At 36.0% G+C, this 19,543-nt stretch carries 16 protein-coding genes and 4 pseudogenes; 15 read left to right on the plus strand and 5 right to left on the minus strand.

Going from position 1 to position 19,543, the window contains the following annotated elements:
- Window positions 1–8: 8 nt before the first annotated feature.
- Window positions 9–155: pseudogene (locus tag GQS55_RS09410) on the minus strand (IS110 family transposase); the annotation flags it as partial.
- Between the two features lie 97 nt (window positions 156–252).
- Here GQS55_RS09410 and GQS55_RS09415 point away from each other — a divergent pair.
- The 4 genes from GQS55_RS09415 to GQS55_RS09430 all read left to right on the plus strand — a co-directional run bounded on the left by GQS55_RS09415 (window position 253) and on the right by GQS55_RS09430 (window position 3,042).
- Entirely contained in the window at window positions 253–711 is a 459-nt protein-coding gene (locus GQS55_RS09415; protein WP_236559812.1) for a DUF3781 domain-containing protein, read from the plus strand.
- The gene (locus GQS55_RS09420) at window positions 677–1,036 is read left to right on the plus strand and encodes a hypothetical protein (protein WP_159820027.1); all 360 of its coding nucleotides are present in this window, start codon (window positions 677–679) and stop codon (window positions 1,034–1,036) included. The genes GQS55_RS09415 and GQS55_RS09420 overlap by 35 nt, the downstream gene beginning before the upstream one ends.
- A 315-nt stretch (window positions 1,037–1,351) precedes the next feature.
- Window positions 1,352–1,897 (plus strand): carboxypeptidase-like regulatory domain-containing protein, encoded by a 546-nt coding sequence (locus GQS55_RS09425; RefSeq protein ID WP_236559813.1) that lies wholly within the window; start codon window positions 1,352–1,354, stop codon window positions 1,895–1,897.
- Window positions 1,894–3,042, plus strand: a complete 1,149-nt coding sequence (locus tag GQS55_RS09430; RefSeq protein WP_159820031.1) for a lipase family protein — start codon at window positions 1,894–1,896, stop codon at window positions 3,040–3,042. The genes GQS55_RS09425 and GQS55_RS09430 overlap by 4 nt, the downstream gene beginning before the upstream one ends.
- A gap of 53 nt (window positions 3,043–3,095) precedes the next feature.
- Here GQS55_RS09430 and GQS55_RS09435 read toward each other — a convergent pair.
- Window positions 3,096–3,905: pseudogene (locus GQS55_RS09435) on the minus strand (transposase); the annotation flags it as partial.
- A 62-nt stretch (window positions 3,906–3,967) separates the two neighbouring features.
- Here GQS55_RS09435 and GQS55_RS09440 point away from each other — a divergent pair.
- The 5 genes and pseudogenes from GQS55_RS09440 (at window position 3,968) to GQS55_RS09460 (ending at window position 6,983) form a co-directional block, all read left to right on the plus strand.
- Window positions 3,968–4,204 carry a DUF3750 domain-containing protein gene (locus GQS55_RS09440; RefSeq protein ID WP_159822694.1) on the plus strand — a complete coding sequence of 79 codons (237 nt, stop codon included), beginning with the start codon at window positions 3,968–3,970 and terminating at the stop codon, window positions 4,202–4,204.
- A 305-nt stretch (window positions 4,205–4,509) separates the two neighbouring features.
- Complete coding sequence (locus GQS55_RS09445; protein WP_159820033.1) at window positions 4,510–5,841, plus strand: diguanylate cyclase; 1,332 nt, start codon at window positions 4,510–4,512, stop codon at window positions 5,839–5,841.
- Between the two features lie 119 nt (window positions 5,842–5,960).
- A pseudogene (locus tag GQS55_RS09450) lies at window positions 5,961–6,254 on the plus strand (NYN domain-containing protein); the annotation flags it as partial.
- Window positions 6,255–6,324: 70 nt separating this feature from the next.
- A complete protein-coding gene (locus GQS55_RS20290) occupies window positions 6,325–6,381 on the plus strand; it encodes an SEC-C metal-binding domain-containing protein (RefSeq protein WP_159822696.1) in 57 nt (18 codons plus the stop codon).
- 74 nt (window positions 6,382–6,455) lie between these two features.
- Window positions 6,456–6,983, plus strand: a complete 528-nt coding sequence (locus tag GQS55_RS09460) for a DUF3750 domain-containing protein (RefSeq protein ID WP_159820035.1) — start codon at window positions 6,456–6,458, stop codon at window positions 6,981–6,983.
- Window positions 6,984–7,107: 124 nt separating this feature from the next.
- On the opposite strand, the gene gloA is transcribed toward GQS55_RS09460, so the two are convergent.
- Window positions 7,108–7,635 (minus strand): lactoylglutathione lyase, encoded by a 528-nt coding sequence (gloA, locus tag GQS55_RS09465; protein ID WP_159820038.1) that lies wholly within the window; start codon window positions 7,633–7,635, stop codon window positions 7,108–7,110.
- A gap of 187 nt (window positions 7,636–7,822) precedes the next feature.
- Between gloA and GQS55_RS09470 the strand changes: the two are divergent.
- A pseudogene (locus GQS55_RS09470) lies at window positions 7,823–8,116 on the plus strand (transposase); the annotation flags it as partial.
- An 80-nt stretch (window positions 8,117–8,196) separates the two neighbouring features.
- On the opposite strand, the gene GQS55_RS09475 reads toward GQS55_RS09470, so the two are convergent.
- Window positions 8,197–8,784, minus strand: coding sequence for a YchJ family protein (locus GQS55_RS09475; protein WP_159820040.1), 588 nt, complete (start codon window positions 8,782–8,784; stop codon window positions 8,197–8,199).
- A gap of 289 nt (window positions 8,785–9,073) precedes the next feature.
- On the opposite strand from GQS55_RS09475, the gene GQS55_RS09480 reads away from it, so the two are divergent.
- The gene (locus tag GQS55_RS09480; protein ID WP_159820042.1) at window positions 9,074–11,560 is read left to right on the plus strand and encodes a S9 family peptidase; all 2,487 of its coding nucleotides are present in this window, start codon (window positions 9,074–9,076) and stop codon (window positions 11,558–11,560) included.
- Between the two features lie 199 nt (window positions 11,561–11,759).
- Here GQS55_RS09480 and rrtA read toward each other — a convergent pair whose 3' ends face one another.
- Complete coding sequence (gene rrtA, locus GQS55_RS09485; RefSeq protein WP_159820044.1) at window positions 11,760–12,377, minus strand: rhombosortase; 618 nt, start codon at window positions 12,375–12,377, stop codon at window positions 11,760–11,762.
- An 87-nt stretch (window positions 12,378–12,464) separates the two neighbouring features.
- Here rrtA and GQS55_RS09490 point away from each other — a divergent pair, with 87 nt between their 5' ends.
- The 4 genes from GQS55_RS09490 (at window position 12,465) to GQS55_RS19855 (ending at window position 19,064) form a co-directional block, all read left to right on the plus strand.
- Window positions 12,465–13,127 carry a tRNA-uridine aminocarboxypropyltransferase gene (locus GQS55_RS09490; protein WP_159820046.1) on the plus strand — a complete coding sequence of 221 codons (663 nt, stop codon included), beginning with the start codon at window positions 12,465–12,467 and terminating at the stop codon, window positions 13,125–13,127.
- A gap of 250 nt (window positions 13,128–13,377) precedes the next feature.
- Complete coding sequence (locus GQS55_RS09495; protein WP_159820048.1) at window positions 13,378–15,528, plus strand: TonB-dependent receptor; 2,151 nt, start codon at window positions 13,378–13,380, stop codon at window positions 15,526–15,528.
- A gap of 403 nt (window positions 15,529–15,931) precedes the next feature.
- A complete protein-coding gene (locus GQS55_RS09500; protein WP_159820050.1) occupies window positions 15,932–16,402 on the plus strand; it encodes a low molecular weight protein-tyrosine-phosphatase in 471 nt (156 codons plus the stop codon).
- Between the two features lie 235 nt (window positions 16,403–16,637).
- The gene (locus tag GQS55_RS19855) at window positions 16,638–19,064 is read left to right on the plus strand and encodes an Lcl domain-containing protein (protein ID WP_201294611.1); all 2,427 of its coding nucleotides are present in this window, start codon (window positions 16,638–16,640) and stop codon (window positions 19,062–19,064) included.
- The last annotated feature ends 479 nt before the right edge of the window (window positions 19,065–19,543 follow it).

Below are 19,543 nucleotides of genomic sequence, written 5' to 3' on the forward strand. Positions count from 1 at the left end.
TAAATTCACCGAGCAAGTTTAGTGATTGCTGCTTTGGTTGTTTTAATTTTTCCTTGATGAACAGTTTTTGCGCCACGTTGGTCTTCAATGTGTGCAACTTCAGTAGATACTTTATGGGTATCTAAGCCAATGAAAAGTATGTTATGTTTATTCATGCTAGCCTCTATTTTATATTGTTGATAAATATATTATGGCTCTGGTTTGTAAAACTAACCCACGAATTTAGAGGCTAGCACTTTGTGGGGAGTCATTATGTCTATGAGTTTAAGTATGAATCAAGCTTTGAAAGTGTCGATAACTGAAGGTTTTAAAAATACTGCTTTAGGATTTTTGAGAATAAGAAAAAATCTAAATGTCACTCATTTTTCAGACGTTGAAACAGAAGGTTATTTAAAAGAAATCCTATTATCAACCCCGCTTGAGGATATAGAATCGAAGGGTAAAAACCATTATTTCAAATGCATTAGTAAAAATGCAATTTTAACGGTTAACTCTCATAGTTTCACTATTATCACCGCAAAGGAAATAAACAAGAGTCCGCGGGTAAAAAACTCCATACAAGGCATTAAAGTCGGACTCGTAACAGTTTGCTCGGTTCCGCTTCACATTTTAGCAAACTGTTTCTCGCCGCTTAATGCGGCGTTAGCTGTCACAATCCACCAATGGAGTATTACAAATGAACTTGGAAGTTTTAGAATTTTTACTGGATAACGAAAACTATATTGAAGAAATGGCAAACGAAGCTGGTGTTGATTCAAGTGCTAGTGTTGGGATAGTTAAATTACTTCAAGCAAATGCCGGTGATTTGAGCATATTGAAAGGTAAGCAAACTTATCATTATGAAAAAGTCATCAAACCTTTACTTGAAAGTGTTCAATGTGCAGGCCCTATCGGAATGATCGAAGATGATGATGGTAATTGGGATACGAGTTGTATAAATGGCGGTATTGTTGATGATGAGTCTCTTTATCAAAGCTATTTAGAGGAAGACTTCAAGTGCCAAATTTGTCGTTATGACTCTGAAAACATGAGATGACAGCTAACAAGCAAATTAACTAGGACTTAAAACAGTTTGCTGTTTTTCGTTCCTCAAACATTTTAGCAAACAATTTTAAGCCTGTTATTTGGGCGTTAGCTGCAAATCATCTCTTATAGCCAGTATTCTCAAAAGCATTCCATATAGTATTTACTTCATTTGGTCTATCAGATAAAATTACAAAAAATAATTCAGCAAGGACAGCTAATGATTAAGCGTAAGAAACTCTTTATTTCACCTCTTCGTTTTCGTTCCTTTTTATTCTTAGTTATTTCATGTGCACTCATGTTCCCAATAATAAGCCAAGGAGTTGATATGTTTGGTTGGTTTAAAAAACAAGACGTATTTTTAAGTTCAGAAGTGAGCGGTGTAGTAACTGAAAATGGTAAACCCGTTGCCAACATAGAAATTACTCGCTCATTAATGTATATCGACGAAAAAGATCATCGTGACACTGCCACTACTGATGAGCAAGGGCATTTTCATTTTCCACAAAAGAGTATTCGTTCATCCATTCCGAGTAAGCCTTTTTCTGAGGATAGAGTGTCACAACAGATCACCATTAATCATGATGGCACGCTTATTCCTCTCTGGATAGCAACTCATGTTGGCATTACCGAAATACCTGAATACACTAAAAAGTTAGCTTTTTTGAACTGTGAATTAACCAACAAACGAGTGAGTTTTCAGTTTAAAAATAACAATCCCAATAATCGAGAATACCAAGCCTCTAGCATTTGTCGTTGGGATGATGACTACATCCCTTTTCTACTTTATGATGGGGAAAATCAGTATATTGTTGAAAATGGGGATTTTAATACACTAACGGATCGTTTTACAGGAAAGGAAGCAAAACTATGAATAAAACAATATCGCCAAGCATTGCGGCAAGTGTTGCCGATAGAGTCTATGATATTAGAAAATCAAAAGAATTTGTCGATGAATTCCATCTTGATTTTATACGTAATTTCAAAATTACTAACAGCCAAATACAAGGCATTAGTGGCGGTGTAATAAATCAAATACTTAATCGCAGTACAGGCTTTGCGTTAACAGCTCAAGGTATTTCTCCACAATTTAAAAATCATCATATTATTGGTGTTCGTGGCACTAAGTTTTCCTCATTTGCCGATTGGTTAACGAACGCTAATGTCGCAGTAACACTTGGCCCTAAAAACCTTGAAGTACATTCAGGTTTTCAAAAAGCTTTTAGCAGTATGCAATCTTCGTTTAACCAATACGTAACACAACATAAACCACAATGTTTACATATTGTGGGTCATAGTTTAGGTGGGGCAATTGCTGAATTAACTGCTATTTGGGCAAGTGAACGTGGCTTAGCAACTAAACTGTATACGTTTGGCGCACCACGTGTTGTACTTCAAAACTCCGCACATAGAGCATCTACTAATATAGAGCATTACCGTGTGACTCATGGCGCAGACCCTGTACCGAATGTACCTGTTTGGCCTTTTACTCATACCGTAGGTGAATATCAAACCGCAATGAATAGTGGCGCTTTTTTTAGTCTAGGTGCTCACTCTATGGCAAAGTCTGCGCCAGGATATGTCAATACTGTAAATGCTTATAAGGATTACAGTAGTATGGGGGCTGCGCTTAAAACACAACATTACAATCACATAGTACTTAAATATGAGCAGCGTCATAACGCTTCGTTTTCTCAACGGTGGCAGCAAATCATCACAGATGCGTTAGTGACACTTTTAAAGAAAACAGGGCAATATGCTCTTATTGTTGCACAAGCTTCTATCAGTGTAGGATTGTCATTTTACGATATACTTGCACGTTGCTTACACGAGACTATCGTGAAATCTAAAGAAATAGCGGAAGAATTAAGAGGTCTATTAGGGCACATGCTCGTGTTTTCAGGTAAGAGAAATCATGTGGTCAAAGATATGAGTGCTAAGTTTATTCGTTGGGTCTTAGAGTTAATGATAAAAACATTATATACCACAGCAAGGCAAGCTATTGAGCTTGTATTTTAATTTTTACGCCCATAATTGCAGCTAACAACACGCCCTGAGGTGGACAGCAAGTATTAAAACTTACTTTCCACCGCATATTTCAATAGTGGTGATCCCTTACTTTTCAAAGCGGCAAGGTAGGTAGGTTCATCATATGCCGTACTTGTTTTCCAACACCGAAATAATATCCTTATCCACTTAAAAGCCAATGCTCTAATTATCGTATTGTGCGGTTTTCCTTTAGCAGCTTGTTGTTGGTAATACGCTTTCGCCCAAAAAGAATAACGAACAGATAACCCCGCCGATTCAACAAAGGTTTGTCGTAAAAATTTAGTACAGGAGTAGCGCCAATGTATCCATTCTTTTTTACCGCTTCGCTCTGTTACAGGCGCTATGCCAGCATACTTTTGAACCTCTTCACATGACTGATAACGCTCTCTATTTGAGCCCATTGCGGCCAATAAACGCGGAGCTATTTGTGGGCCTGCACCAGGTAAACTGTCAAAGATGAACTTGTCCTTATGGTTTCTATATATTGCTTTTATCTCAACATCAAAGCGCTCAATAGCGACCATTAACTGTTTAAGTTGAGCGGTTAAACATTCAACGAGTAGTTTGTTAGGCGAGATAATCGCATTATCTGTGGTAAGTGCTTCTGCGCTTTTTATCTCCTGAATACGCTTTTCATTGACTGCTGGGTAACGTGAATTATGTTGGTTAAAAAAATCAATTAATGTTTGTTTTCTTGCGCGTTTGACTTGCTCAAGAGATGGCCAGCGCATGATGAAATCACAAAACACCTGAGTATCTTTTTCTTTAAACCAATCAAGTACATGTGGGTAATAATTTTTAAGGGTTGTGGTTATTTTATTAGTTAAGTTCAAATCAAAAAGGACAGTCGCTCAAATTATATTAGGTTTGCTTTATAAGCGAGTGTCCTAGTTAAATTCATAAATTTTGGTTCGGATCCAAACCTGAATTATTGCTTTCGATTAAAGGAAAGAAGACCGCTAAGCTTATTCCCCAAATTAAAGCAGCCATAGCGGTTTACCCTTGGCCAAATGAATATCAAGTTATTCCAGGTCCAAATAGTAATACCTTTGTCGCTTGGGTGGCTCTTCAAATACCAGAACTTGAACTAGAATTACCGTTTAGTGCCATTGGCAGTGGTTATGCCGATTAATGAGTGTAATTAACAAAATTACAAAATCAACAAGGTAAGTCGCTCAAATTTTCAAATTTGAACAACACAGACTTCTCAACTAAGGTTAATAAATAACTTGTATGAAGCGACCCTTTACAATCCTGTAAACTTTTTAACGTTTGTTGATTGGATTAAAAGAGTAACTTGTTCAATCTGAAGAAAATTGGGATTATTTCCTAATGAAACTTTATGTAATAGCCTCATTTAAGCTATACAATACTCTACAGTAGTGATGTTTGTTTTAAACCATCATAAAAACAATAACTAATAATAAGAAACAGACCATGAATGTTCTAAGTGCTTTTTTACTTAACGTTGCTATATATTCAATTTTCCCTCTGTTATTAACCACTGTAAAACCTAAATCACGCACGATCTTATTTTATGTATATATCAGTGCTGTATTAGTTTTAGGTGGCGTGCTCGGTAGTATTTATTCATTTAAGTTAAGCGAAAATATCGTTATTTCAGGCGGAACTATCGCTTTTGGTGCTTTCATGATGAGTATTACCATGCTGATAATAATTGAACGTAACGTCAGCGTTATCAATAATGTAATGAAGCTAGTTTTACTGGTGAATACGCTTACTTATCTTAGTTTTAAACTTTACAGTTTGTTGCTTGATTCAGATGTGGTTATTAATCATCTTAATATTTCGATAGATATATTTCAGACTTCTTTTTCAATGCTGTTAATAGGTGGAGGATTAATAATTTTAGAGTTATTAATCTTACTGTTTTTGTTTATTCAAATTCGTAAAGTTATCTTTAATATTTCTTTTCTTGCCTTTATTTATACTACTGCATTTATCGTTATTTTATGTATTGATGGTTTGCTATTTCCTCTGATTGCGATTGGTTTGGATGAAAACCTAAGCAATATCATCATGGATAATATAACCGGTAAATTGATACTAGCTTTAAGCTATAGTTTTCCTATGTTGATTTTTTATTGGGTATTTAAACGACATTTAGTGCTATTTCTAAAATCCCCCATACAGCTTAAAGATTTGATGACTGCACCAAGAAAAAAATTACTTGAAGAACTTCATCGTTACGAAATGCAGGATCAACAATTACGCCAAAAGAATTTAGAATTATTAGAATTGTCTAATCAGGATTCACTGACATCATTAGCCAATAGAAGAAAATTTGATGACGCCTTAAATATTGAATGGAAGCGGTGTGAACGTAGTAAAAAACCTCTAACATTGGTGATTGGTGATTTAGACTTTTTCAAGCAATATAACGATCAGTATGGTCACCAAAAAGGTGATCATTGTCTTAGAGCGATAGCAGTTCTGTGGGGAAAGTGTTTTAGCCGTCCTGCAGACTTGGCTGCTCGAATAGGTGGTGAAGAATTTGCCATGATATTACCCGAAACGCTGGCAGCTCAATGTGTTGATGAATTAAATCTGTTTATGCAAAGATTACAATCGGAAAAAATTCCCCATATAAAATCTACGGTGTCAGATTATGTCACCATGAGTATTGGAGTGGCTAGTGCTATCCCCAATAAAGATAGCTCTGCGAATGAGTTATTAGATTTAGCTGATAAGAATCTTTATCAAGCTAAACAGCAGGGAAAAAATCGTATTATTAGTACAAATAACTAAAAAAATAATAAGGACAGTCAATTAAATATTTAGCCCTTATGCTCAAATAGTGAAATGAGTTGAAATTTTATGAGGGTATGGCATAAATAGATTATACAGAACTTGAAAGGAATCAAATTTTGAAGGACAAGGAAAAAATCGCATTATTTATTGATGCTGATAATGCGCCTGCTGCAAAGATTGATGTTATTTTGTCTGAACTTGCACGTTATGGTGTTGTTAACATTCGTAAGGCTTATGGAAACTGGAAAAGTCACTGTATTAAACCTTGGGAAGATGTTCTTCATGAATATGCCATTCAACCTATCCAACAATTTGATCTTACCAAAGGTAAAAATGCCACCGACATTGCACTCGTCATTGATGCGATGGATATTCTTTACACTAAAGATGTAGATTCAATTTGTCTCGTAATTACAATTAGCAAGGACAGTCGCTCATATTATTTTAGAGAACAGTGTACTTATTAGTTAATTAGCACCCGTGGGTCGCAACGATCCTTGTCCGTGTGGCAGGGATAAAAAATGTCGTTTACGTTAGCTTAGTAGCTCGGTAAACAGAAATAAGCCATCAATGGTTTCAGTGAAATATAATGTATAAGACAAGTAGGGTATATGAGAACTTTGATTATTGTTTGCGTTGTATTATTTATTAGTGCTTGTTCAAATACTAATTGGCGTACAGCGAGCCGAGAGCCTGCGGGTATTGCTACTCCTCCTAGTGAAGATAGCAGAGCTATTATTGAATTTTATGCTGCCGATGCGTATAGCTGGCGTGGTTGGTTTGCGGTTCACCCTTGGATTGCAATTAAAGAAGAAAAAGCAACTAAGTATAGTGTTTATGAAGTTACAGGTTGGCAAGTAGAACGTGGCTTATCTGCTATAAGAGAATACGAAACGGTGACACCTGATAGATATTGGTTCGGATCCAAACCTGAATTATTGCTTTCGATTAAAGGAGAGAAGGCCGCTAAGCTTATTCCCCAAATTAAAGCAGCCATAGCGGTTTACCCTTGGCCAAATGAATATCAAGTTATTCCAGGTCCAAATAGTAATACCTTTGTCGCTTGGGTAGCTCTTCAAATACCAGAGCTTGAACTAGAATTACCGTTTAGTGCCATTGGCAGTGGTTATGCCGATTAATAATTAACAAGGATAGTCGGTCAAGTTTTAGCTAAAATGGATGAAGTGACTTTTACTTATAGCTAATTGTTTATTTGAATAAAAACCAGCTTTACAGCTGGTTTTTTAGTATTTAGTAAGCAGGTTATTTACCAAAAATAATATCGGTAATGCCTTCTGGTGAGAGTATTTCTATCCAGTAGCCGTCAGGGTCTTTTATAAATGCTAGGCCTTTCATTGAGCCATCATCCGGTTTTTTTACAAACTCTACATCGTATTTTGCAAAGCGTTCACTGGCGGCATAAACATCTGGCACGCTAATACCAATATGGCCAAAGCCTTTAGGCTCTTGGTTGCCGCTGTGGTAGCCCTCAAAGCTATCGTCGTTTTCAGTTCCCCAATTATGAGTAAGCTCAATTAGCGCAGGGCGACCAAATACCCATTTAGCTTTTGTTTTATCATCACCTTGCGGTTGCTCTGGTTCGTAGCCTAAAAAGTACAAAGTAAACTTCATGTCAGGAAAGTCATATTTACCTAATAACTTCATACCTAATACATTTTGATAAAATTCGAGCGACGGCTTTGGATCTTTAATACGCAACATGGTTTGTTGCATCACATAGCCTTTAGTGGCTTGTTCAATTTCCTCTGGAGATTCGTTATAGCTAGACATGGTGATCCTTTCTAAAATTTATAAAGCGAAAGCATATATATAATGCTTAAGCTATTATAATCAACCGAAGTTTCAATTTAAACTGCCTAAAAAGCATTAACTAATTAACAGAGGCAGTTGTTTAAATTTGAACAACACAGACTTCTCAACTAAGGTTAATAAATAACCTGCAAGTGGGAGGGATTCCATGACAACTGCCAGAAAACAATTGATTAGCTTAGCTGATACACCTTATTATCACTGTATTTCTCGTTGTGTTCGTCGTGCTTTTTTATGCGGTGAAGATAAAAATACAGGGAAAAACTTTGACCACAGGCGAGGTTGGGTAGAGGATAAATTACTTAGCCTAACTCAGGTGTTTGCCATTGATGTTTGCGCTTACGCTATTATGAGTAACCATACACACACGGTATTGTTTATCGATGAAAATACTGCAAAAGGATGGTCAACCAAAGCAGTACTTGAGCGTTGGCATCAGTTATTATTTTAAGATACCTTATAAGCGAGTGTCCTGGCTAATTAATCTGGCTAATTAAGCTAATTTACTAGCTAATTAATTGCTCACGTATCCCAACATTGTTTAAACTTTTTGCCCTTTTTAATTGACCAAGCAGTAGGGTAATTATTGCAAGGGCATAAGTCTTTTCGTTTTATTTGCTTTAGTTCGCTATGTTCAATAATATCACCATCTATATATCGCCATTGTAAGTTTTGCTTTTCTTCAGCATTATTCTCTAAGATAACGGGGTTTGATGGAACGTTCTCTAGAATAAAACGTGAGTTTTCTCTTAATTCACACAGAGTATTATCTGTTATATAAAAAGCCGAAAATTCAACAAATTGATCAGAATATTCATTATATATTGTATTTGAATTATTGTTGATTGCATGAATTTTAAGCGCAATCCATGTACAAGACTTCCCCCAATCATTAATTTCTTTCACCGACTGTGAAGCTTGGCTTATTTTGGCGTAAGTGTCATAAATGTATTGACCATTCCCCAAGGCATAAGCACTAAAACGTGAGCGCATTAATTGTTCAGGGTTCTCAGGATATATTGCTTTTATTTCATTATTTTCAATAAAAACTTGGCAGCAATTAGCAAAGATTTTTTCTGAGCCGCAAAAACAGGGATTATTAGTTAACATAGAGGATTACACATACAAAAAATAGGACTTTAGTGATTAATAAATTAGGATTCGTTTTATTATAGCTTTTATTGCTGTTAACCTTAACTTGGTTTTCGTGTTATTTAGCGAGTTTTATCGCAGAAACCAGGCTATTGGTGGTTTTCCCTTACACTTTCACTAAAAATTCAAATACTCTATTCGCTTATGCGTATTGATCAATTCCTATTTGATTAGTATAACTGTGAACACGTGAATAAATTAATCCAATATATTAATTCTTACTCTCAAATTAAGAGACTATAACTTTATGAAATTAAACCTAATAGCGGCTGTTTTAAGTATTTCTTTAGTTGCTTGTGCAAGCACTGAAGATACCTCACAAACTAGCTCAACTTCGTTAAAATCGCCTGCCACTGTGTTATCGCCTACAGCTAAAACTGGCGATGTAACCAATAATAATGAAGTTATTACATTAAAAAAAATCACATTAGAAAAAATCATGTCTGATCCTGACTGGTTTGGACGTGCTCCTGAATCTTGGTATTGGGGTGATGATAGCAATACCATTTTCTATAAACAAAAACAGTTAGGCAACCCGCTAAGAGATCTTTGGGTTAAAAATTTAGGTTCAGACTCACAAGCACAGCAAGTTAGTTTCTCTGAGCTGCATAAAGTTGCAGACAGCAATGCAAAAAGTAATAACGATGGTAGTCTTGAGATTTATAGCTTCGAAGGTAATGTTTTTGTTAAAAATGTTGCAACTAAATCAGTAAAACAAATTACGTATACGTCTGCTAATGAAAGTGATGCGTTATTTTTAACTAATGGCAAAATCGCTTACCGTATCGACAATGTTTTTTATGCACATGACTTAGTCACCGGGCAGGTTATTGAATTAGCTAACTTACAAATGGCTGAAAAACCTAAAGGCATTGAAGCACCTACAAGTTACTTAGCTAAAGAACAGCATAAACTGATTAACTACATTGTATTACAGCAACGTAATGGCGAATTAAAAGAGCAACAAAAAGACAGCTTAACAGCACAAAACACGACAGTGACACAAACCAAGTATTATTTTGGTAAAGACAATCAAGTAAGCCACGCAAGCTTGTCGCCAGCGGGTGATAAATTATTTGTGAGTATTACTGAGGCTAAATCAAGCCGAGATGATTCGGATATTATGCCAAACTATGTAACTAAAGATGGCGTAATTGCGGCTGAAAAAGTACGCGCTCGTGTGGCTAATAACCGTCAGTATAAAGAAGAACTATTTTTTATCGATTTAAAAGCAGGTAAAAAAGTTGCGTTGAACTACGAATCATTGCCTAATTTTGATACTGATGTACTTGCAGCAGTAAAAAAAGAAAACTATGCACGTGAAGGAAAAACCTATAAAAGTAGTAAAATGGCTAGAAATATTCACTTATTACAAATGTGGTTTCCTGTTAAATGGAACGATGACGGCAGCCAAGTAGCATTAATGTTAGAAGCTTGGGATAACAAAACTCGTTGGTTAGCCACTGTTGATTTTGAAAAAGAAGCCTTAGTTAATCAACATAAGTTACAAGATGATGCTTGGGTTAACTGGAGTTTTAACGAATTTGATTGGGTAGGTAATGATGTGCTTTACTATTTATCAGAAGAAAGTGGTTATTCTCATCTTTATTACAAAACGTTAAATAACGGTAAAACTAAACAGCTAACGTCGGGTAAATTTGAAGTAAGTGACGTTACTCTAACAAAAGACCAAAAACGCTTTATTTTTAAAGCCAATATAAAACACCCTGGTATTCATGAAATTTACCAAGTTGATTTGGCTAATAATGTTACTGCATTAACCGATCTTGGCGGTCAAAATAGCTACGCTTTAAGTCCTGATGAATCTTCATTACTTATTGAACATTCTAGCTTAACTATGCCGCCAGAATTGTATGTTCAATCATTAACGTCAAATGCATCAGCTACACAAATAACGCATACCGTTTCTGATGAATTTAAAGCCTTACCATGGGTTGCACCAAGTATTGTTGCTATACCATCAAGCAAGCAAAAAGAGCCGATTTACTCTCGTGTTTATTTACCTAAGAATTATGATCAAACAACTGAGAAAAACCGTGCGGTAATGTTTACTCATGGTGCTGGGTACTTACAAAATTCTCACCTTGGTTGGTCTGGTTATTTCCGTGAATTCATGTTCCATTCAATGCTAGTGCAGCAAGGTTATGTGGTGATTGATATGGACTACCGTGCTTCAGCAGGTTACGGCCGAGATTGGCGTACCAGTATCTATAGACATATGGGTAAAGTTGAAGTTGAAGATATGCGTGATGGCGTTAACTGGATTGTTGAAAATGCTAATGTAGACGCTAAACGTGTAGGTACTTATGGTGGCTCTTATGGCGGGTTTTTAACATTAATGTCAATGTTCACAGACCCTACGTTATTTGAATCTGGCTCAGCTATTCGTTTAGTGTCAGATTGGGCTTATTATAACCATGGCTATACGTCTAATATTTTAAATACCCCAGAAGATGATGCTATTGCTTATGAGCGTAGTTCACCTATTTATTTTGCTGAAGGTTTAAGTAAGCCGTTATTAATTAACGCACCAATGGTTGATGATAATGTGTTTTTTGAAGACACTGTTCGTTTAGTTCAACGTTTAATTGAATTAGAAAAACAAGACTTTGAAACGGCTATTTATCCGGTTGAACCACATGGTTTTGTACAACCGAGTTCATGGTTGAATGAATACCGTCGTATTTATAAGTTGTTTGAAAATACATTATAAATATAAATATAAATATAGATCTATAATGTAAACCAATTAGCTAAGCCAAATTGGATAAGATAATTAGTTTATAAAGCTTTTTAGTGATCATCAGTGGTTGCTAAAAAGCTTTTTTTTAAACAAAATAATTATTTAGAAAAGAAGATAATACGTGAATTAAAAACGTTAGGCTTTTGGCGTGAAAGGTGAGTTTATTTCACTAATCGATAGTAATGGTTTTAAAACGAAAGAAACGTAAATAAATAATCGTAAATACTAATCCGCCAACCGCGCCCCATAAATGCGCATCAACAGCAACACTTGCTTCAATTAAATCACTGACATCGGTACTAGCACCATAAATTTGTTCGTGAGCTATTTTCATAAAAACGCCGATAAAAAGTAAATAACCTGTTTTATCTTTTGCAGCAATATCCATTATCGCCCCAAACACAAATATGCCATGTAATACGCCAGATAAACCAACATATTGTATTATTGACGGTGAGCCATAATAAATACCCATACTGGTAATGAAGGCGCAAAAAGTAAATAAAGCACAATAATTTTTAATGGTGTAGAAACGCCCATGTAATGCCCAAAGCATAACTAGCGCGGCTAGGTTGAGCAATAAATGATAACCGTTAGTGTGTAATAAATGTCCTGTGAATAATCGCCATATTTCTCCTCGGACAATTAAGTTTCGGTGATAAACGAATACCTGAGTAACAGAGTCATTAATGAAAAATTCAGCCGCAAAAGCAAAAATTGAAACAACAGCAATAATTAATACTATTAACGAGTGCTGTTTCGAAAATGGAAAAGAACTTAATTTCATTTATGTTGATGCTTTAGGCTGAACTCATTGAAAGTTGAGTATACAATGTCAGCCTATTAATTTTAAGATTCTTGATGTTTTTATTTTATGGCCAGAAATTTATGCACACCATGCCAACGACCCACTAGTGCTTGTATTTGTAGTTTTATCATAGAAACACACAATAAAACGCCTTTGTTAGTCTTGCAGCATCCAAGTGAAGTTAAACAAAGTAAAGGCACAGTCGCTTTATTAAATGGTTCGTTAACGTCTTGTAAAATACTGGTGGGTGAAGATTTCACTCATAACGTCGAGCTGAATGAAATATTAGCGTCGCATCAAGTATTACTGCTTTACCCAGGTGAACACTCACAAATTCTCTCTTTACATGATAAAAAGAATGAAGGTAAGTTTACACAAACAGATAAGGCTAAGCCGCTTTTGTTATTGGTACTCGACGGCACATGGAAAAAGTCGTACCGTATGTTTATGTTGTCTAAAAACCTACATTCACTTACGCAAGTCTGTTTACCTGATTATCTTGCTAATAATGGGCAATACTTAATTCGTAAAGTCGCCAAAAAAAATGCGTTATCGAGTTTAGAAGCAACTTGTTATGCATTAGCATTATTGGAAGGGGAAATAAAAATTACAACAGCAGATAAAAGCCTAAAGACGGTAGAGCCAGACAATATTGATTGTGGGAATTATCAACCCATGCTAAATAATTTTATAAAATTTAATCATTTCCAGTTATCTTTTAGAGGGTAACATTTTTATCAATAATGTTAAGTACCATCGCAACTATTCATTATTCCTGTTTTTAATATAAATAATAAGTGTCATTCAATGATCTTTAAAACCCTTTTAACATTATCTACGGTAAGTTTATTGTTAATTAGTAATCTACCAGTATTCAATATACTCTCTTTTCATTACATAAAAAGGGTGTTTACGAGTAACGACTCCCTTTGTTAAAGTACTATTTTTTCCGCAATACCTCTTAAAGGATACAGTATAGATGTTACCAGGATTCCCCAGAACAGTTGTTAGCACAGTTTGTTTATCTATGGTTAGTTGCTCAGCACTAGCTGCTACTGATAAAACAGCGCTATCCACGACGAATGATAGTAATAATATAGCAGAGGTTATCGTTGTTACTGGTACGCTTCATCAATCCGAACTTCTCTCACTAACCGGTAATATCGATCGTATATCAAGTGATGATATTGCTTCAGTTAACGCTGTGCATCCAAGTGATATTTTAAACAGAGCAACAGGCGTTCATATACAAACTAATAATGGTATGGAAACGCTACCTTCGTTACGCTCTCCAGTGTTAAGTGGTCCAGGCGCTGCAGGCGCTTTTTTATTTCTTGAAGACGGTGTTGCTACTCGAGCGGCCGGCTTTGCTAATAATAATGCGTTGTCAGAGTTAAACTTAGCTCAGGCGAGAGAAATAGAAATAATTCGCGGTCCTGCCAGTGCTATTTATGGATCAAATGCGGTTCATGGTGTGGTGAATGCTTTAACTAAAGCCCCTAAAAATGGTGGGGATGTAACACTAATTGCAGGGCCAAACGACAGGTATCAACTGCAAGGGACAATTGGTAGCGAATCAGATAATCATGGCGTTAGTGCTAGTATTCAAGCTGTTGATGATGGTGGTTACCGTGATAATAGTGACTTTCGCTCTTTAAAATTGGGACTTCGTCATGACTATGTTAACGGAGATGATCATTTTAAAACGGTCATTGCTGGTTTTGTGCTTGATCAGGATACTGCTGGGTTCGTATCGTCTGGAGACAATGGCAATGAATGCTATAGCTCAATTTATTCAGATGAAACACTTTACAAAGATACTAACACCATGCAAAAAAATTGTGACAGTGATGCCTATCGTGAATGGTCGTCAATTCGTGTCGCAACAAGTTGGCAGAGAGAGTTAAGCGCAGACAGCAGCTTCACTATAACCCCATATTTTCGACTTAACCAAATGGAGTTTAGCCAACATTATTTACCGTCAAAGGCTATTGAAGAAAATAGTCATTATAGTGTGGGCATGATAAATAACTATCATTGGCAGATCGGTCATGACCTTGCTGTTGTGATGGGTATTGATCTTGAATGGACAGAAGGGGAGTTAACACAAACTCAACAACAGCCTGACAGCTATAGCTTTGGTAAAGCACGTCAACAAGGCTTACATTATGACTATAACGTTGATGCCTCAATTATTGCTCCCTATATCCAAACAGACTGGCAATTAACAGAACAATTACAACTCACCGGTAGTGTTCGCTTTGATGCAACACAATATCGATATAATAATTTAATTGCCGATGGCACGACTAAAGCCGACGGCAGTTCATGTGTAAATAGTAATAACGAGCCTATAGATTGTTTATTTAAACGTCCTAGTGATAATAATGATAGTTTTAATAATACTAGTACTAAATTAGGTTTCAATTATCGATTAAATAACAAAATCGCATTTTTTGGTAGTTGGTCACAAGGCTTCAGAGCACCGCAAACTACTGATATGTACCGACTTCAAAACCAGCAGTTGGTTGGTGAGATTGAAGCTGAACAACTTGACAGTTTAGAGCTAGGTTTACGTGGAATAAGTAATAGCCTCACTTATGAACTTGTTATGTATGGCATGAATAAAGACAATTTCTTTTTTCGTGATGACGACGGTTTAAATGTTACGGATGGTGAAACCTCACATAAAGGGCTTGAACTGAGTCTTAATTATGATTTAACTGAGCAATTTAGTGTGGCCGTTAATTATAGTTATGGTCAGCATGAGTATGAGTTTGATCGAGCCAGCAGTGGAGTTATTAAAGGCAATAAAGTAGACACAGCTCCAGAACAAATGGCTAATGTTCGCTTTGCTTGGCAGCCTACAGATAGCAGTAAACTTGAACTAGAATGGTTACATATGGGGGAATATTATTTAGATCCGGCTAACGAACATGATTATGCCGGACATGACTTATTACAACTTAGAGGCTCACTAGCACTCAATCATAATACACGTATATTTGCGCGGATAGAAAACCTGACGGATGAGAAATATGCGAGTAGGGCTGACTTCGCCTTTGGAACATACCGTTTCTTTGGTGGTCAAACTCGGACATTACACTTAGGTGCTTCTATTTCTTTTTAAATATAGCTGAGAAACAGTAAGGATTTTGATATAAATCAAGACTATAACCTCATTGTGATTGACTATATTTAATAACATTCTTATTGAAGTAATGCCGAAAATTTGAGCGTAAAACATAATCATTTGAACGCTCAAATACAATCTATAGCAAACAAATGGGATGTATCTCAAATTAGTTTTTATTCTAATAATACATAGCCATTTTTTCATAGTGATGAATAAAATTATTTATGTTAATGTAATGTAAATCTAATGGGGCTTTTAAGTTGTCTTTTAGCTTTTTGTAAAAACAAGTCAAAATAGTTTTATAAATTCGGTGAAGCAAAAATTTAACGCAATGACTAATTCCGTATGATAAACACTGAACATAACATGTAAAATACATATATTGGTAGATAAGTTTATGAATTATAAAGGAGTCAAGAGTGTACTTTTTGTCTGTATGGGCAATATTTGTCGCTCACCTAGCGCTGAAGCTGTTTTTAGGCAGAAAGCACAAGCGGAAGGTTTATCATTAAAAGTTGATTCAGCTGGTACTGTGGGTGCTCATGTTAGAGAAAAACCTGATCATCGAGCGCAAAAAGTAGGTGTTGAACGTGGCTATTCATTTAAAGGTATTAAAGCCCGAAAAGTGACAGTACAAGACTTTGATAACTTTGATCTTATATTAGCAATGGATAATGCAAACCTAGCAGAACTTCATAAAATTGCTCCTGAGCACTTACAATATAAAGCGAAACTCTTTTTAGATTTCGCTGATAATCATGACGAAGAGGAAGTACCAGACCCCTATTACGGTGGCGCTAATGGTTTTCGTTTTGTTCTAGATTTAGTTGAAGATGCCAGTGACGGTTTACTAAAGCAGTTGAAATAAGTGCTTTAATATAACTTTTTATTCCACGTCTTGTTACGAAGCCTCACAGTAATATGGTTAATATACGAGTTTTCTGGTATCTGTAGAATGCTAATGTGCTTAAGTATGAGTTTGAATTTTTAGAACACAGTAACCATTGGCTTGAGTAAAGTTTTGTAAATTTCCTGAAAACACCTGAATAGCTTTGTATAGTCACCCAAGTTAAAGAATATGAAATCATTATATCCTTGCAATATTGGGTGTTTACTATGAAAAAAACCATCATTACGCGACTTCTCTCGGGGTTGCGATATTTCTATCTGCTTTTATATTATTACCAACTGTTAATGCTTCTGAGCAACTTACAGCGACCATTATTGGCTCAGGTTCGCCGATTTATAATGAAAACCGTGCAAGTGCTAGTACTTTAATTTCAGCAGGTGATACCCATATTTTAGTTGATATGGGAAACGGCACACAGGCTAATTTGAATAAATTAGGTTTTGATGCCCGTAACCTTTCTGCATTAATGTTCACTCATCATCATCTTGATCATAATGAAGAATTTGTACCTATGTTCATCCGTTTGTTATTAGGGCAAGGTGATTTCACCATTATGGGACCGCCTAATACTGTTACGCTTACTGAGTCAAATTTAACCTTGTATGAAGAAGATATCTCATACCGCTTAGGTAAAACTAATCGTAAAATTTCAGAGCGTGTGAAAGCCTTTGAAGTGCATGATTTAACCGGTGGGGAATCCTTTAAGGTTGGCGATATTCTTGTTACTACGTTGAAAGTACCACATACTATTTATACCCTTGCTTATCGTTTTGACTATCAAGGTCAATCGGTTGTTATTACGGGAGATCTTACTTATTCTGACGAGTTACCAACATTAGCCAAAAATGCCGATTTTATGATTATAGATTCAGGCGGTATGGTAATGAAAGATGGACGTCGTAATACGAATAAAGGCAATAAAGTTAATAAAAATGGCAGTCAAAGCAGTGGAGATAAAGGGAAAAAGTCGACAGAGCGTGCTCATCTTAATTTAGCCGACTCAAGCAGTATGGCAGAGCAAGCGAACGTTAAAAATTTAGTGTATACCCATTTTAATTCTACTACGGTTGATACGGTTGCCAGTTTAAAAGAAATTCAAAAGAATTACCGTGGTAATGTGATTTTTGGTGAAGACTTAATGGTTATACAAGCAAGCATTGTTTCCACGCCAACTGCACCGTTAATATCAACTCCTAACTTGCCTAAAGTAGATAGCAGCTACGCTATTGTTGATACTGGGCAACGAATTGCTTATAGCAACAATGATGTTATTTCATTACCGGCGGATAAGGATAAGTTTTTCGGGCAAGATGCGAGTTATATCATTAATGCACCGTCTTATACTGACAATAATGACGGCACAATAACCGATAATGTTACAGGTTTAGTATGGCAAAAAGATATGGGACAGAAACTATCTTTTGAGGAAGCGCTAACAAAAGTTAATGAAGTGAAACTAGGTGGATATAGCGACTGGCGCATACCTACAATTAAAGAGCTTTATTCATTAATTCAATTTTCAGGCAGTGTGAAAGGCGAAAAAGCGCTTTATCCTTTTATAGACACAAGATTCTTTACACAACCTATTGGTGATACAAGTTCGGGCGAACGTGAGATAGACGCGCAAACCTGGTCGAGTACTGAGTATGTTGCTAAAACAATGACAAATGATGATACGGTTTTTGGTGTTAATTTTGTTGATGGCCGTATTAAAGGTTATCCAAAGTATAATCCACGTAGCAAAGCAGCTAATAAAATGTATTTTAGGTTTGTGCGAGGTAATACTGATTATGGTAAAAACAGTTTTGTTGATAATAATGATGGTACGGTATCAGACACTGCAACAACACTAATGTGGCAACAAGCGGATAGTACACAAGGACTAAACTGGCAAGAGGCACTGGAATATGCACAGCAATCGACGTTAGGTGGTTACAATGATTGGCGTTTACCTAATGCGAAAGAGCTACAAAGTATTGTTGATTACACACGTTCACCCGAAACCTCAAATTCAGCAGCGATAGATCCTATATTTAAGGCTTCATCAATTAAAAATGAAGGTGGTGAGCAAGATTATCCATACTATTGGAGTTCAACGACTCACCTTGATGGCCCTGTACCAGAGTCAGGTGCTGTTTATGTTGCTTTTGGTAAAGCTTTAGGTGAAATGCGTGGTAAAACAATGGACGTTCATGGTGCGGGATCGCAACGTAGTGATCCGAAAACGGGCGAGCCAATGTCTAGAGGCCCACAAGGTGACATGATTCGCGTTGAAAACTATGTACGTTTAGTGCGTGGTGGCGAAGTTAATGTTGCAACAGGGGAATTATCAGAGGTAAAAAGTGAATATAACGCTCCTAGTTCATTACAAAGCAGTTCAGCACAAACAAGCTCTTTGTCGAAAGCTTTATCATTAATTAGCTCAGCATCTAAAAACTCAGCACTAACTTTGAATAATGCTAATAAGTTTATTAATCGCTTTGATCAAAATAACAATGGTAAGGTTGAATTGTCAGAGTTTAAAGCAGGTGAGCAACGCTTTAAGCATTTTGATAAAAATAACGATGGTTTCATCAGCGCAGAGGAAGCACCAACCGCGCCACCTAAAGACGAGCGTTAAAATATTATTGATTTAGTTACTAATTGCGGCGCTTTCTATGCTACCTTTTACTGATAATGTTGGGGATAACAAAGATGATAACCGTGTCTACGCAGCAATTTCAGCCATTTTTTGTGACTATATTGCAAGGTGAATTATCCTAGTTTGCAAAGTCTAAGCTAGTATCTTAAAGCCCTAACGAATAAAATTAATAAGCATAAAGATGTTTCACCATAGGTTGAAATATCTTTATGCTTTTTTACCTATTGTTAGCGTTATTAGGAGTTTTAATAAAATGTATTCAGCAGAGTTATCAATTTTATTATTAAATTTAATTATTATTTTACTCGCGTACTTCTCTATCTATCCAAAATTAGCAGGTAACAGCTTTAATAAAATTTCTTTTTATGACATTTTCACATCTGGCTTTGCTTTGTGCATTGTTGGATTCAATTACTGGGGGAGTGGGCATCAATTCAATTTGTTGTTTTATCCAGTAA

The organism is Colwellia sp. 20A7, from assembly GCF_009832865.1.
Lineage (GTDB): Bacteria > Pseudomonadota > Gammaproteobacteria > Enterobacterales > Alteromonadaceae > Colwellia.

What these genes read in the sequence shown, in the direction of transcription:
- GQS55_RS09415 (WP_236559812.1), top strand. Translation starts at nt 253, where the DNA reads ATGTCTATGAGTTTAAGTATGAATCAAGCTTTGAAAGTGTCGATAACT.
- GQS55_RS09420 (WP_159820027.1), top strand. Translation starts at nt 677, where the DNA reads ATGAACTTGGAAGTTTTAGAATTTTTACTGGATAACGAAAACTATATT.
- GQS55_RS09425 (WP_236559813.1), top strand. Translation starts at nt 1,352, where the DNA reads ATGTTTGGTTGGTTTAAAAAACAAGACGTATTTTTAAGTTCAGAAGTG.
- GQS55_RS09430 (WP_159820031.1), top strand. Translation starts at nt 1,894, where the DNA reads ATGAATAAAACAATATCGCCAAGCATTGCGGCAAGTGTTGCCGATAGA.
- GQS55_RS09445 (WP_159820033.1), top strand. Translation starts at nt 4,510, where the DNA reads ATGAATGTTCTAAGTGCTTTTTTACTTAACGTTGCTATATATTCAATT.
- GQS55_RS09460 (WP_159820035.1), top strand. Translation starts at nt 6,456, where the DNA reads ATGAGAACTTTGATTATTGTTTGCGTTGTATTATTTATTAGTGCTTGT.
- gloA (WP_159820038.1), bottom strand. Translation starts at nt 7,635, where the DNA reads ATGTCTAGCTATAACGAATCTCCAGAGGAAATTGAACAAGCCACTAAA.
- GQS55_RS09475 (WP_159820040.1), bottom strand. Translation starts at nt 8,784, where the DNA reads ATGTTAACTAATAATCCCTGTTTTTGCGGCTCAGAAAAAATCTTTGCT.
- GQS55_RS09480 (WP_159820042.1), top strand. Translation starts at nt 9,074, where the DNA reads ATGAAATTAAACCTAATAGCGGCTGTTTTAAGTATTTCTTTAGTTGCT.
- rrtA (WP_159820044.1), bottom strand. Translation starts at nt 12,377, where the DNA reads ATGAAATTAAGTTCTTTTCCATTTTCGAAACAGCACTCGTTAATAGTA.
- GQS55_RS09490 (WP_159820046.1), top strand. Translation starts at nt 12,465, where the DNA reads ATGGCCAGAAATTTATGCACACCATGCCAACGACCCACTAGTGCTTGT.
- GQS55_RS09495 (WP_159820048.1), top strand. Translation starts at nt 13,378, where the DNA reads ATGTTACCAGGATTCCCCAGAACAGTTGTTAGCACAGTTTGTTTATCT.
- GQS55_RS09500 (WP_159820050.1), top strand. Translation starts at nt 15,932, where the DNA reads ATGAATTATAAAGGAGTCAAGAGTGTACTTTTTGTCTGTATGGGCAAT.